The sequence below is a fragment of the Pseudomonas sp. Hz4 genome, assembly GCF_054898165.1.
Genome location: NZ_CM142719.1, coordinates 3,408,714 through 3,422,773 on the forward strand (window position 1 = coordinate 3,408,714; position 14,060 = coordinate 3,422,773).

Here is a 14,060-nt window from a genome sequence, read left to right on the forward strand (position 1 = left end):
ATGAACCTTGAGCTGCTCACTCGCCAACTCATCGACCGCTTCCAGCACGGCATGCCGCTGTGCCCGGCACCGTATAAGGAGATGGCGCGGATCCTCGGTTGCCGCGAATCGCAAGTCATGGCCTGCCTGGAAGAAATGGATAAGGCCGGCACCCTTTCACGGATCGGCCCGGTGTTCGAACACAGCCGCGCCGGGGCCAGCACCCTCGCCGCCCTCGCCGTGCCCGCCGATCGCCTGCAACAGGTGGCCGATCGCGTCAGTCAGTACCCCGAAGTCAATCACAACTACGCACGGGAGCACTTCTACAACCTGTGGTTTGTGCTGACCGGCCCTGATCGCCAGCACATCGACTGTGTGCTCAAAGAACTTGAGGACGACACCGGCCTCATGCCACTGGACCTGCCGATGTTGACCGCCTACCGCATCGACCTGGGCTTTGCCCTGGGAGAAAACTGATGACACCTGGATTGAGCCCCAAACAAGCGCTGGCGCTGCGCCGGCACCTCGAAGGTGGGTTGCCGCGGGTATCGCGCCCCTATCAGGCCCTCGCCGAACGGATAAAGACTGACGAAACCCGAGTGCTCGATCAAATGCGTCTGTGGAGCGAGCAAGGGCTGTTCCGCCGCGTTGGCCTGGTGCTGCACCATCGCGCGCTGGGTTTTACCGCCAACGCCATGCTGGTGCTGGACATTCCCGATGCGCTGATCGACGAAGTTGGCCAGCGCCTGGGGCGAGCGCCCGGCATTACCCTCTGCTATCAGCGGCCCCGGCGTTTACCGCAATGGCGCTACAACCTGTTTTGCATGGTTCACGGGCGTCAGCGTGATCAGGTCGAGGCGCAGATTCAGGCGTTGCTGGAAGACCATCTGCTGAGCGACCTGCCCCATCAACTGCTGTTCAGCACTCAGGTCTTCAAACAGTGCGGCGGACGCTTTGCGCCCTCGCGTACAGGCGCACTTAGCCATGGATGACCTCGACCGCCGACTGATCAACCGATTGCAATTGGGCTTGCCGCTGGTGCGCCACCCCTGGCAGGCATTGGCTGTCGAACTGGAGAGCAGCAGCACTGAACTGCTCGACCGACTGCATGCCTTGCTCGATGACGGCGTGCTCACACGCTTCGGCCCGATGTTCGACATCGAACGGCTGGGCGGCGCCTTCACCCTCGCCGCACTGTCGGTGCCGGAAGAACGTTTCGACGACGTCGCCGAGCAACTGCACGGTATGCCCGAAGTGGCGCACAACTACCGACGCGAACACGCCTGGAACATGTGGTTCGTCCTCGCCTGCGCAACGGGACATGACCTGACCGAAGCCCTGCAGCGCATCGAAACCCTGACCGGCCTGTCACTGCTCAATCTGCCCAAAGAGGAGACTTACCATGTCGGTCTGTATTTCCCGGTCTGAAGACACCCTCGCCCAGCGGCTGATCGCGTTGACACAGGCCGGTCTGCCACTGCTGGACGACCCGTGGGCGTGGCTCGCCGAACAGCTGGAACTGAGTATCGAATCCACCCTGGATCTGCTTAAGCGATTGCAGGCCGAGGGCGCGATTCGGCGTATCGCCGCCGTGCCCAACCACTACCGATTGGGCTATCGCCACAACGGCATGACGGTCTGGGATGTGCGCGACACCGACATGCCGCGCCTCGGTGCGCTGATCGGCGCGCAACCCTTCGTCAGCCACTGCTATCGCCGCCCGCGCCGAACCGACTGGCGTTACAACCTATTCGCCATGGTTCATGGCCGCAGCAGCGATGAAATCAACAGCTACCGCGAGCACCTGCGCTACTTGCTGGACGACGCCTGTGCCGCCGACGAGATGCTGGTGAGCAGCCGCATCCTGAAAAAAACCGGCTTGCGCTTGCCGCCCGTGTCGCGCTGAACACACCCTGACTCAAGGAGAGTTGCATGTTGAGGATCAGCCAATACCTGCAGGCGCTGGACGGCCAGGCGCCTGCGCCCAGAACCTGTCCACCGGGCAGCAACCGGCCGCCGGTGGTGATATGGAACCTGCTCAGGCGCTGCAACCTGACCTGCAAACACTGCTACGCCACCTCGGCCGACAGTGTCTTTCGCGACGAACTGGATACCGCCGCCGCGCTGACCGTGATCGACGACCTGCATGATGCCGGGGTGAAGGTATTGATTCTTTCCGGTGGCGAACCGCTGTTGCGCGAGGATCTGTTTGTGCTCAGTGCGTATGCCCGGGCCAAGGATTTCTTTGTGGCCTTGTCCACTAACGGCACGCTGATCGATGAGCAGAACATCGCGCAAATCAGCGCGGCGAATTTCGACTACGTCGGGATCAGCATCGATGGTCTGGAAGCCACCCACGATGCCTTCCGCCAACTCAAGGGCAGCTTCGCCCGCTCCATGCGGGCGATCCGACTCTGTCGCGAACAGGGCATTCGTGTCGGGCTGCGCACCACCCTGACCCAGGAAAACCACCTGCAGCTGCCCCAGTTACTGGCGCTGATGCGCGAGTACGACGTGCAAAAGTTTTACCTGTCGCACCTCAACTACAGCGGTCGCGGCAAACGCAGTCGCAAACTCGACGCGCAACAGCAGATGAGCCGCGAGGCCATGACACTGATCTTCGAACACGCCTGGGACGACATCCTACAGGGCCGCGACAGCGATTTTGTCAGCGGCAACAACGATGCCGACGCCATTCTCCTGCTGCAATGGGCCGGCCTTCGTCTTCCCGAGCATTACCCACGCCTGGAAAACATGCTCCGCGCCTGGGGCGGCAACGCGTCCGGCAGCGGCATTGCCAATATCGACAACACCGGCGAAGTGCACCCGGATACCTACTGGTGGCAGCACTCGGTGGGCAATGTCCGGCATACGCCGTTCCGCACGCTGTGGCTGGACCAGCCGGATGCCCTGCTGTTGCGCCTGCGTGAGCATCCCCGCGCCGTCGGCGGCCGCTGCGCGCAATGCCGCTGGTTGCACATCTGCAACGGCAATACCCGCACGCGCGCCTGGGCCGAGGGTGACCTCTGGGGCCAGGACCCCGGCTGCCATCTCAGCGACGACGAAATTGGTATGCCGCCGTCAACGACCATTCCTTGCATCACCCACTGAATCGCCCGTCCGGCCAACCACCTGACAAAGGCTGGGGCCGGCCAACCTGATGAAGCACCAAGGACGTCCCATGCCTCCATCGATTGCTATACCGGCCACCCTTCAGTCCCCGTTCAGACCGGGCGAAGTTGCCCTGGTCGGCGCTGGCCCCGGCGATCCACGCCTGCTGACCCTGCGCGCCTGGAGCCTGTTGATGCAGGCCGACGCCGTGGTCTATGACCGACTGATCAGCCCCGAGCTGCTGACGTTGATTCCTCTCACCTGCGCCCGGCATTACGTCGGCAAGGCCAGCGGCTGTCACAGCCTGCCCCAGGAACAAATCAACGAACTGCTTGCCGACCTCGCCGATCAAGGGCAGCGCGTGGTCCGGCTCAAGGGCGGCGACCCGTTTATCTTTGGCCGTGGCGCCGAGGAACTGGAGTACCTGCTGCAGCGCGGTGTTGACTGCCAGGTGGTGCCGGGCATTACCGCCGCTTCCGGCTGCAGCGCTTACGCGGGCATACCGTTGACCCACCGCGACCTGGTCAATTCCTGCCGATTCATCACCGGCCATTTGCAACGTGATGGTGAGTTGTCGCTGCCCTGGAGCAGCCTCGCCGACAGTAGTCAGACGCTGGTGTTTTACATGGGGTTGTCGAACCTGGGGCTCATCGCTCAACGCTTGATCGAAGCCGGGCTGTCGGCCGATACACCGGCGGCGCTGATCAGCAACGGCACGCGTCCCGACCAGCACGTCGCCCGTGGCAAGCTACACCAATTGCCGACCCTGGCGCTGGATTGTCCGCCGGGTACTCCGACACTGACGGTGATCGGCACAGTGGTCGATCTGTTTGCCGCGGAACAACTGGAATACCCGGCGCGGCTTTACCCGGCTCAAGCACTGCAACGCCATGCCAAGGTGGCGATATGAGGCGCAGGGTCCTTGCCCACGTGCTATGGGTCAGTGCGGCGCATGCCAGCGCAGCGGTTCCACTCCCGGGCGCGGCACTTGAACAGGCCGCGAAAAATTACCAGGTGCATTGCCAGCGCTGCCACGGCATTAACCGTCTCGGCGGTGCGGGGCCGGCGTTGTTGCCGGAGAGTCTCAGTCGAATCAAACCGGATGAAATTCGCCGCGTGATCCAGAACGGCCGCCCCGCGAGCCAGATGGCCGGCTATGCCAATGTGTTCAGCCCCGCGCAGATCGACGCGCTGGTGGACTACCTTCAACAACCGCCCGCCACCCCGCCCACCTGGAGCAATGACGACATTCTCGGCAGTCATTCGCTGCTCGCGGATATCAGCAAGCTCCCAGCCACGCCCCAGCATGGCGCCGACCCGCTGAACCTGTTCGTAGTGGTGGAAGCCGGCGACCATCACATCGACATCCTCGACGGTGACCGCTTTGAGGTGCTGGCGCGGTTTGCGTCGCACTTTGCCGTGCATGGCGGGCCGAAATTCTCGCCGGACGGGCGCTTCGTCTACTTCGCCTCCCGTGACGGCTGGATCAGCCTGTATGACTTGCACAACCTGAAACTGATCGCCGAGGTTCGCGCCGGGCTCAACACCCGCAACCTGGCGGTGAGCAAGGATGGACGCTGGGTGCTGGTGGGCAACTATTTGCCCGGCAACCTGGTGGTGCTCGATGCCCGCGATCTGTCGCTGGTCAAAACCATTCCCACGATCGGTCAGGACGGCACCGCGTCACGGGTCAGCGCGGTCTACTCCGCCCCGCCGCGCGACAGCTTTATCGTGGCGCTCAAGGACGTGAAGGAAGTCTGGGAACTGTCCTGGGCCGGCACACCGGACTTCCAACCACGGCGGATCCTTGCCGGGGATGTTCTCGACGACTTCTCCTTTTCACCGGACTACAAACAACTGCTGGCCACCTCGCGCAAGGCCCAGGGCGGTCAGGTGATCGACCTCGACAGCGGCCAGGTGGTCACCGACATCCCGCTGCCGGGGATGCCGCATTTGGGGTCGGGGACCTATTGGAAACGTAACGGTGAGTGGGTGTTCGCCACGCCAAATATCAGCAAGGGGCTAATCTCGGTCATCGACTTCAAGACCTGGAAACTGATCAAGGAAATTCCGACCCTGGGGCCGGGGTTCTTCATGCGCAGTCACGTCAACTCACGATATGCCTGGACCGACGTGTTCTTCGGGCCCGACAACGATGCGATCCACCTGATCGACAAACAGACCCTGGAGATCGCCCATACTTTGCGCCCGATGCCTGGCAAGACCGCCGCTCACGTCGAGTTCACTCGCGACGGTCGTTACCTGCTGCTGAGCATCTGGGCCACCGACGGTGCGCTGATCGTTTATGACAGCAACACCCTCAAGGAGATCAAACGCCTCCCGATGAACAAACCTTCGGGCAAGTACAACGTTGGCAACAAGATCGAGTTTGCCGAAGGTACTTCGCATTAGGCGTTGTGCCCTAGCGCTTAGGTCGACAGCGGGATATCGCGAGCAAGCTCGCGCCCACAGGAACCCAAGTGCCCCCTGTGAGCGCGAAACCAAACTCAGGCCAGGCTTTTGCTGACCACTTCAAACACATCGCTCGACAGCTGACCCGAAGCACGAATGCGCTCCAGCTCACCTTTCATCAACGCTTGACGCGCATCGTCATACTTGCGCCAGCGAGTCAGCGGCGCCAATTGGCGAGAGGCAATCTGCGGATTAAAGCCGTTCAACTCGATCACCAGATCCGCCAGGAACCGATACCCAGAACCATCGGCCGCATGGAAGTTGATCAGGTTCTGCCCGGCAAACGCGCCGACCAATGCCCGCACCTTGTTTGGGTTCTTGATGTTGAACGCCGGATGCTGCATCAACGCCTTGACCCGCTCCAGACCACCGGGCAATACACTGCCGGCCTGGACGCTGAACCACTGATCCATGACCAGCGGATTGTCCTTGAAGTGCTCGGCGAAACTGGCCAGGGCCTTGGCTTTCTCGTCTTCGAACGACGAATTGACCAGCACCGCCAACGCCGTCAGGCGCTCAGTCATGTTGTCGCTCGTCTCGAATTGCTCCAGCGTCGCCGCCAACACTTCCGGTTTACCGCTGAGCATCAGGTACGACAGCGCGATGTTCTGCAATGCGCGACGAGCGAAGTGTTCGGCCTCAGCCACATACGGGGTCTTCTTCGAGAGATCGCGATTGGCCTGATAACGCAGCCACAGCGCTTCGAACAAACCCTCAGCTAATTGTTTACGAGCAAACTCGCGAGCGATGTGGATGGCGTCAACGTCAGCCACGTCGCTGATCTCGGTCAGATACGCTTCCCCCGGCAGCGAGAGCATTTCGGCGACCATGGCCTGATCCAGCGTCCCGTCCGACAGCACGGCGCGCAAGGCAGAAATCAAGCGCTGATCGAGCACCAGTTTTTCGCCCTTCTGATGATCGGCAATCAGCTCTTGCAATACCTGAACCGACAACTGCTGCCCGGCATCCCAGCGATTGAAGCCGTCGCTGTCATGCTGCATCAGGAACATCAGCTGATCGCGATTGTAGGGGAAGCTCAGCTTGACCGGTGCCGAGAAGCCACGCAGCAACGAAGGCAATGGCTGTTCAGCGATGTCGATGAAGGTGAAAGTCTGCTCGGCTTCAGTCACCGAAATAACCCGTGAGGTGCCCTGAGCGCTGGCTTCACCGGAAAGACGCAACGCAATGGCCGCGCCTTTGGCGTCCAGCAGGCCCAATTCCACCGGAATCACGAACGGCAACTTCTCAACCTTGTCCGGGGTTGCCGGGCAGCTTTGACGGAACGTCAGGCTGTAGGTTTTCGCCGCAGCGTCGTAGGACTCGCTTACCGCCAACCGCGGTGTGCCGGCCTGGCTGTACCAGCGTTTGAACTGGGTCAAGTCGACACCGTTGGCATCTTCCATGGCCTTGATGAAGTCGTCACAGGTCACGGCTTGGCCGTCATGGCGCTCGAAGTACAGGTCGCTGCCTTTACGGAAGCCTTCGGCGCCGAGCAAGGTGTGGATCATGCCGACCACTTCCGAACCCTTTTCGTACACGGTCAGGGTGTAGAAGTTGGAAATCTCGATGAAGCTGTCCGGGCGCACAGCGTGGGCCATGGGACCTGCGTCTTCGGCGAACTGGTGGGTCCGCAGGTACGCCACGTCCTGGATGCGCTTGACGGTGGCCGAGTTCATGTCGGCGGAGAAACCGGAATCGCGGAACACGGTGAAGCCTTCCTTGAGCGACAACTGAAACCAGTCGCGGCAGGTCACGCGGTTGCCTGACCAGTTATGGAAGTACTCGTGCGCAACGATCGCCTCGACCCGCTGGTGCGCGGCGTCGGTGGCGGTTTCGGCGCGGGCCAGCACGGCGCTGGAGTTGAAGATGTTGAGGCCCTTGTTCTCCATGGCACCCATGTTGAAGTCGTTGACCGCGACAATCATGAAGATGTCCAGGTCGTACTCGCGACCGTAGACCTCTTCGTCCCAGCGCATGGACTTCTTCAGACTGTTCATGGCGTGCTGGCACTTGTCGATGTTTTCCGGCTCAACATAAATGCGCAGCGCCACGGAGCGATCAGTCAGGGTGGTGAAGGTGTCTTCGACGCACCACAAATCACCGGCCACCAGCGCGAACAGGTAGGCAGGTTTCTTGAACGGATCTTCCCAGGTCGCCCAGTGTCGGCCGTCTTCGCCGGGACCTGAGGCAATCGGGTTGCCGTTGGACAGCAGCACTGGATAGCTGTGCTGCTCGGCGACGACCGTGGTGGTGAACGTGCTCATCACGTCCGGACGGTCGAGGTAATAGGTGATCTTGCGAAAGCCTTCGGCCTCGCACTGGGTGCAGAACATCGTGCCGGATTTGTACAGGCCTTCCAGCGCGGTGTTGGTTTCCGGGTGGATCTTGACGCTGGTGTCGACCGTGAAAGTGGTGCTGGTCGGGTGCAGGGTCAGATGGTTGTCCGTCAACTGATAGTCGGTGGCGGTCAACTCGCTGTCGGCCAGGGTGATCGACAGCAATTCAAGCTGCTGGCCATCCAGCACCAGCGGCGGCAGCCCCGGGCCACGTTCAGGATTGCGGCGCATCACCAGTTGCGCATGGACCAGGCTGTGGTCCTCGAACAACTCGAAGGTCAGGTGCGTCTCGTCGATCAGGTACTCAGGCGCCTGATAGTCTTTCAGGTAGATCATCTTCGGTTGTTCGGTGCGCATGCTGGAGTCCTTACTGATGCACGGCGAGCTGATAGGCCGTGTATTTACGAATGTTGATCACGCCGGTGTCGAAGATCAGGTATTGGCCCTTGATCCCTAGCAGCGTGCCTTCGGCAATCGGGTTCTTGTCCAGGTTGAAGCTGACTATCTTCGCCGGGTATTGCTCGATCGGATAGCGGATCTCGAGCGTTTCTACATCGGCAATAGTCTGGATTGCCTGTAGGCCGAATCGTTCCTGCAAACCTTGCAAGCCCTCGGCGCAGCTGTCGAACAGTTGATCGCGAACCTCGGCCAAATTCACCGACACCGCGTCGCCCTTGAGTAAAGCACGCCAGTTGGTTTTGTCTGCCACCTGACTGCGGAACAGATCTTCGACGAAGCCCGATTGCTGACGGGTCGAAACGCGCATGATCGGCAACGCCTGACGGGCGCCCTGATCGATCCAACGGGTAGGCAGTTGAGTGGCGCGGGTAATCCCGACCTTCACCCCCGAAGAGTTGGACAAATACACAATGTGCTCAGTCATGCAGAACTGTTCGCCCCACTGCGGCTCACGGCAGGTGCCGGCGTCATAGTGGCAGCGCTCCGGGCTCATGATGCAGAGGTCGCACTGGGCCAGTTTGGTCATGCACGGGTAGCAATAACCCTGGCTGAAACTGGTTTTAGTCTTGCGTGCGCAATGGGAGCAGTGAATCGCTCCCAGGTACTCCAGACGCACCGTGGTGCCGATCAATGGATTGACCGGGACCTCGACGTCATCCAGACGAAACGCGTACTGCACGTTCGGCCCGTCAAGGCGCGCCGACATCTTGCTGATTGCACCGCGGCCAATCTCGATCAATGGACGGCATCCGACTTGAACAGGATGTTCGGCACTTCGATCGACTTGGAACCGCACTCCTGCACGCCCATGTAACCGGTGCGCTGGTCTTCGGGCAGGTTCTGGATTTCCCAGGCGATCATCGCTTGCAGTGACAGTTCGCGTTGTTCGGCGGTGAGTTTGCCACCGTCGGACCATTTACCGATTTCCACCGCCAGTTTCAGGCTCTGGTAGATATCGGGGGTAATGTTTTGGATCATTTCGTTAAAAGAGGACATCAAGGGCTCCGCGCTCACATCACTAATTTAGACGGCCAGTTTACGGCGGTTGTACAAACCGCCCAACAAACCGGTCAAGCATCCGACGAGCAACCCACCGACGTGGGCCGCATTGGCAATTTCACCGAAGCCGATCATCGAGACCAGCCCGGACAGGCACAGCAGCAGCCACACCAGCATCATCACCAGCACACCGCGCGGCAGGCGATAAGCCTGGTTCGGCGACAACAGCTGGAAAATCCAGCAGTGCCCCAAAAGGCCATACAACACACCGGACAACCCGCCGAACAAAGTCGGACCGCTGAAATAATACTGGGCGTAGTTGGAAACCAGGCTGAAGAGCAAGGTCAGGCCGATCAGGTTGATGCTGCCCTGACGCGACTCGATGCGTCGTCCCAGTTCCCAGTACCACATGCCGTTCATGGCCAGGTGCAGGATGCCGAAGTGGATCAGCATCGGCGTCACCAGACGCCACCACTGCCCCGACGCCAGGCTGTCGGCCAATGGCACAAAGTGGATGTACTCGCCGACAATGCGGAAGTCGAGGAAGGTCAGCCAGCGCATCGTATCGAGGTTTTCGCCCAGCAGCGTCACCGCGCCGACAAGCAGGCTCAGCAGCAGCACGAACGCTGTCGCCTTGGCGTGGCGCAGTTGCTCGACGAAACTTGGGCGCTTGATGGTTTTCGCCACCGGAATGTCCAGCTGTTGATCGGGATCACCGGCCGGGTAGCGTTCGTACAACGAGCGCACGTCTTCGCTGATGTTGGCCGGCACCCACAGCACCTGCTCACCCGCCTCTTCGCTGACCCGATGCGGCACCTGCATGCGCTGCAACAGTTTGACAAACCCGCTCAAGTCCGCCGCCAGCGGCAGACGTAAAACGGCAACGGCACTCATCGCAGCACCTCCGGCCGCTCGACATCGACCCAGACAAATTTGTGCGGGTCGAGACGGGTTTCCTGGTCCAGACGGTAGGCGACCAGTTTGCCGTAGAGCACGGCGCTGTAATCCAGACAGGCCAGGTTCGGCCGGATCGGCACCGGTTTGCCACTGCGCCAGTAGTGGCCGACGAACAACAAAGGCTCATCGATGCCATAGCGCAGCAAGGTGTTTTTTTCGGTAGACGACAGCGGTGTCTGGGCCACGGGCTCGGGCAAGGCGTCAGGCTGGAACACAATGTCTCCGTAGGTTTGCGGGTCGTCTTCCCAGAACTTGGTGCGGAAAAACGAACGCGTCAGGCCATCGCCGCTGGTCATGGTCTGACCATCAGGCAAGCGCATGTCGGTGCCGCGCAGCAAGCGATCGAACACGGTGCAGGCGAAACTGCCTGGCACCGCGGAGGCCTGGAGGAAGTGCTCCTCGACGCAACCGTTGGGGAACAGTGCCCGTAGCGGTTCGATCAGTCCCGAGTCCCAGCAGGCATGCACCACCCGGAAACGCCCGGCATCGACGAACAATGGCATCTCATAGAACCATTGCAGGAAGTCATGCCAGTCAGCCGGATGGTCTTCGAACTGGGTCAGGGTTTCGTTCAGCAAGCGGGCATGGCGCGGGGTGTGTTCACGCACGAACTGCTTGCCGCTGCCCGGAGGCGCCGGTGTGCTCCAGCCGAGGGCGTTGAATTCATGGTTACCCATGATGCACAGCGCCTGGCCGGCTTCGACCATGTCGTGAACGATGTGCAGCGCTTCGCGAATCCGCGGGCCGCGGTCGATGATGTCGCCAACGAACACCGCCATGCGCAACGGGTGCCGCCAGACGCCACCGTGTTTTTTATAACCGAGCCGGTCGAGCAGGTGCTCAAGGGTCAGAGCGCAACCGTGCACGTCACCGATCAGGTCGTAGCTACGCGCGGGATCGAGCATCAATCGCCTCCACCACCCAACCGACTGCCCCAGCCGAGCTTGGTCCGGCAGACTTCATAATAGTTGTGGTCGAGGGGGTGAATCAGCCGCAGCTTCTGGGCCTTCTTGCTGATAGTGATGGTGTCACCCGGCGCGCAGGTGAAGTGGTTCTGCCCGTCACAGGAGACTTGCGGGTAGATCTGCATATCTTTGGACACGACGATTTTCAGCTCACTGTTGCCATCGACCACGATCGGCCTACCCGACAAGGTATGGGGATACATCGGCACAATCACAATAGCGTCGAGTTTGGGATGCATGATCGGCCCGCCCGCCGACAGCGCGTAGGCAGTCGAACCGGTGGGCGTGGCGACGATCAGGCCGTCGGCCTTTTGGCTGCAGACGAACTGGCCGTCGATGTACAGCTCGAACTCGATCATCCGCGTCGATTTGCCGGGGTGCAGCACCACATCGTTCAGCGCATCGCCCTGGCCAATGGCCTCGGCGTGGCGGCGGACTTCGGCTTGCAGCAGAAAGCGGTTCTCGACCAGATAGTGGCCGTCGAGCACTTCGGCGACTTTGACTTCCAGCTCATCGGGGCGAATATCGGTCAGGAAGCCCAGGCTGCCACGGTTGATGCCAAGCACCGGAATATTGTGGCGGGCCAGCGCGCGGGCGGCGCCCAACAGACTGCCGTCACCACCGACCACAATCACCATGTCACACACTTCGCCGAGCATCTTGCGCGACGAGGTTTGCAAGCCATGGCCCGGCAGCACTTCGGCGATGGTGTCTTCGAGGATCACGTGCAGGTGACGATCGAGCAGAAACCGTTTCAGTCGGCGGACGGTATCCAACACCTGAGAACTGCCCAGGCGACCGATGATGCCGATATTGCGAAATTGCTCCATGGGGCCCCTGAGTCTGTGACGGCGAAAAACACGATTATGGGCGAAAGCCGTCCGTAGACAAAATCCTTTCAGCCACAAGGATGTACTCCTGTTTAAGGCTATGCTCGCAAGATGATCTTATTTCCAGATTTGCTGCAGTTACCCCACCAGTTGCGCCACCCCGAAGTGCGCGATCTGGCATGGGTCATCCTCGCTCCGCCGATGCTCGGGGAAACCTCGTGGCCGCAACGTCATCCACTGGCCGGAAGCGACTGGGTGCAGGCGCCGGAGCGACTGGAGCAATGGCTCAGGCAACTCGATCGCGACAGTTATGACTTGTTGCACTGGCTGGCGCAGGCCAGAACCCGGCGATTGGGCGTGTACTACGAACGCCTCTGGCAATACGCCGTGCGGCACGCGCCGGGTATCGACCTGATTGCTGCCAACATGCCAATCCGCCGCGAAGGCCACACGCTGGGCGAGCTGGACATGCTGCTGCGCGATCGCGACGGCGTGCATCATCTGGAACTGGCGATCAAACTTTACCTTGGCCCGCAAAATGGCGACGGACACGACACGGCCCAGTGGCTCGGCCCCGGCTGTCACGATCGGCTGGACCGCAAACTGGCCCACCTGACTCAGCATCAGTTGCCGATTTCGGCGCGCCCGGAGAGTCGCGAAGTGTTGGCGGCGCTGGATATCCAGCAGTTCAGTGCGCATTTGTGGCTAGGGGGCTATTTGCTGTATCCGTGGCCGGGACCGGCCGGGCCACCGAACGGCGCACATCCACAGCATTTGCGCGGTAGCTGGTTGCATCAGAAGGACTGGGCAGACTTTGTCGTGCAGCGTCCATTCGGTCGCTGGCAACCCCTGCCCCGCCATGCCTGGCTGGCACCGGCGCACTATCCCGAGGAGCAGACCTGGAACACTGAGCAGCTGAATGCCTGGATCAGCGATCTGGAGCCACTGGCGCCTGCGCAGTTGCTGGTGCGACTCACAGAAAACGCCCAGGGCGACTGGGAAGAAGCCGAGCGGCTGTTTCTGGTGGCGGATCTTTGGCCGAATGTTCCTGGCACTGGCTGAGTTTTGTCGCGCCTGGGCTGGCCCCTTCGCGGTCTATACCGATAACCGCAAAGCCAAAGCCGTCAACGTCACCAACAATACCGGCACCGTCAGCACAATCCCGACGTTGAAGTGGTAATCCCCAACCGATCCGAATGCTCTGGCGGTCCAGCTCATGCAGCCATAGCAAGGTCGCCAGGCTGCCGATCGGAGTAATTTTCTGTGGCCGGCTCCGTGCTAAATGAGCGTCATAGCTTCTTGTGTTGCTCGACCCACTTGCCATATGCATCGATGAATTTTTGCAAAAACGGTCTGACCGCCTCGGACAGCTTGCCCGCCTCGTCGAATGCCGAACCGGCACCGTTCAAGTACGCTTCCGGTTGCTGCATGCACGGCACATCCAAAAACACCATGGACTGACGCAAGTGATGGTTGGCACCAAAACCGCCGACAGCGCCGGGCGAAACACTGATCACCCCACCAGGTTTGCCGCTCCAGGCGCTCTTGCCATAAGGACGCGATCCCACGTCGATCGCATTCTTCAGCGGTGCCGGTACCGAACGGTTGTATTCGGGGGTCACGAACAGCACTGCGTCGGATGAGCTCACGTGTTGCCGGAAAGTGCTGTAGGCTGCCGGCGGTGAAGCACCATCGATGTCTTCGTTGTAGAGCGGCAGATCGCCGATTTCGACGATAGCAAGCTTGAGATTGGCAGGCGCCAGGTCAGCCAGGGCCAGCGCCACCTTGCGATTGATCGATTCCTTTCTCAAGCTGCCGACCAGTACGGCGATCGTATAGACGTTGCTCATGGAAGATTCTCGACTGTCCGATGGAAAGAGCTTGTAGTTATAGATGACGATTCAACCAGTGGGCGACTGAAAACGCCGCCCCTGACTATTTTTTTCCTGTAG

Annotated in this window: 15 protein-coding genes and 1 pseudogene; 8 read left to right on the forward strand and 8 right to left on the reverse strand. The window is 60.7% G+C overall.

What is annotated here, in order from left to right:
• From ACYZTR_RS15490 to ACYZTR_RS15520, 7 genes are all read left to right on the forward strand, one after another.
• The gene (locus tag ACYZTR_RS15490) at positions 1-456 is read left to right on the forward strand and encodes an Lrp/AsnC family transcriptional regulator (RefSeq protein WP_461972201.1); all 456 of its coding nucleotides are present in this window, start codon (positions 1-3) and stop codon (positions 454-456) included.
• Positions 456-971 (forward strand): siroheme decarboxylase subunit beta, encoded by a 516-nt coding sequence (gene ahbB / locus ACYZTR_RS15495; RefSeq protein WP_461972203.1) that lies wholly within the window; start codon positions 456-458, stop codon positions 969-971. Before ACYZTR_RS15490 ends, ahbB (ACYZTR_RS15495) begins: the two co-directional genes overlap by 1 nt.
• Positions 964-1,407, forward strand: coding sequence for an Lrp/AsnC family transcriptional regulator (locus ACYZTR_RS15500; RefSeq protein WP_461972205.1), 444 nt, complete (start codon positions 964-966; stop codon positions 1,405-1,407). Before ahbB (ACYZTR_RS15495) ends, ACYZTR_RS15500 begins: the two co-directional genes overlap by 8 nt.
• On the forward strand, positions 1,382-1,885 hold the full coding sequence (ahbB, locus tag ACYZTR_RS15505; RefSeq protein WP_461972207.1) for a siroheme decarboxylase subunit beta: 504 nt from the start codon (positions 1,382-1,384) through the stop codon (positions 1,883-1,885). Before ACYZTR_RS15500 ends, ahbB (ACYZTR_RS15505) begins: the two co-directional genes overlap by 26 nt.
• 26 nt (positions 1,886-1,911) lie before the next feature.
• Positions 1,912-3,090: a heme d1 biosynthesis radical SAM protein NirJ gene (nirJ, locus tag ACYZTR_RS15510; protein ID WP_461972209.1), complete on the forward strand. Its 1,179-nt coding sequence runs from the start codon at positions 1,912-1,914 to the stop codon at positions 3,088-3,090.
• A 70-nt stretch (positions 3,091-3,160) separates the two neighbouring features.
• Entirely contained in the window at positions 3,161-4,000 is an 840-nt protein-coding gene (gene cobA / locus ACYZTR_RS15515) for a uroporphyrinogen-III C-methyltransferase (protein WP_461972211.1), read from the forward strand.
• Complete coding sequence (locus ACYZTR_RS15520; protein ID WP_461972213.1) at positions 3,997-5,502, forward strand: cytochrome D1 domain-containing protein; 1,506 nt, start codon at positions 3,997-3,999, stop codon at positions 5,500-5,502. Before cobA ends, ACYZTR_RS15520 begins: the two co-directional genes overlap by 4 nt.
• Before the next feature lie 95 nt (positions 5,503-5,597).
• Here ACYZTR_RS15520 and pepN read toward each other — a convergent pair whose 3' ends face one another.
• From pepN to ACYZTR_RS15550, 6 genes are read right to left on the reverse strand one after another with little or no spacing between them, the layout of a single operon-like run.
• The gene (gene pepN / locus ACYZTR_RS15525) at positions 5,598-8,255 is read right to left on the reverse strand and encodes an aminopeptidase N (RefSeq protein ID WP_461972215.1); all 2,658 of its coding nucleotides are present in this window, start codon (positions 8,253-8,255) and stop codon (positions 5,598-5,600) included.
• A 10-nt stretch (positions 8,256-8,265) separates the two neighbouring features.
• Positions 8,266-9,096 carry a DUF2797 domain-containing protein gene (locus tag ACYZTR_RS15530; protein ID WP_461972217.1) on the reverse strand — a complete coding sequence of 277 codons (831 nt, stop codon included), beginning with the start codon at positions 9,094-9,096 and terminating at the stop codon, positions 8,266-8,268.
• On the reverse strand, positions 9,093-9,353 hold the full coding sequence (locus ACYZTR_RS15535; protein ID WP_461972219.1) for a YeaC family protein: 261 nt from the start codon (positions 9,351-9,353) through the stop codon (positions 9,093-9,095). The genes ACYZTR_RS15530 and ACYZTR_RS15535 overlap by 4 nt, the downstream gene beginning before the upstream one ends.
• A 27-nt stretch (positions 9,354-9,380) precedes the next feature.
• Positions 9,381-10,250 (reverse strand): rhomboid family intramembrane serine protease, encoded by an 870-nt coding sequence (locus ACYZTR_RS15540; RefSeq protein ID WP_461972221.1) that lies wholly within the window; start codon positions 10,248-10,250, stop codon positions 9,381-9,383.
• On the reverse strand, positions 10,247-11,218 hold the full coding sequence (locus ACYZTR_RS15545) for a metallophosphoesterase (RefSeq protein WP_461972223.1): 972 nt from the start codon (positions 11,216-11,218) through the stop codon (positions 10,247-10,249). Before ACYZTR_RS15545 ends, ACYZTR_RS15540 begins: the two co-directional genes overlap by 4 nt.
• A complete protein-coding gene (locus ACYZTR_RS15550; RefSeq protein WP_010459816.1) occupies positions 11,218-12,108 on the reverse strand; it encodes an NAD(+) kinase in 891 nt (296 codons plus the stop codon). Before ACYZTR_RS15550 ends, ACYZTR_RS15545 begins: the two co-directional genes overlap by 1 nt.
• 111 nt (positions 12,109-12,219) lie before the next feature.
• Between ACYZTR_RS15550 and ACYZTR_RS15555 the strand changes: the two genes are divergently transcribed.
• Positions 12,220-13,170, forward strand: a complete 951-nt coding sequence (locus ACYZTR_RS15555; RefSeq protein ID WP_461972225.1) for a DUF1853 family protein — start codon at positions 12,220-12,222, stop codon at positions 13,168-13,170.
• A gap of 33 nt (positions 13,171-13,203) precedes the next feature.
• Here the strand turns inward: ACYZTR_RS15555 and ACYZTR_RS15560 are convergent.
• Both ACYZTR_RS15560 and ACYZTR_RS15565 read right to left on the reverse strand, forming a co-directional pair.
• A pseudogene (locus tag ACYZTR_RS15560) lies at positions 13,204-13,369 on the reverse strand (ArsB/NhaD family transporter); the annotation flags it as partial.
• 28 nt (positions 13,370-13,397) lie between these two features.
• A complete protein-coding gene (locus ACYZTR_RS15565; protein ID WP_461972227.1) occupies positions 13,398-13,958 on the reverse strand; it encodes an NADPH-dependent FMN reductase in 561 nt (186 codons plus the stop codon).
• Positions 13,959-14,060: the final 102 nt, after the last annotated feature.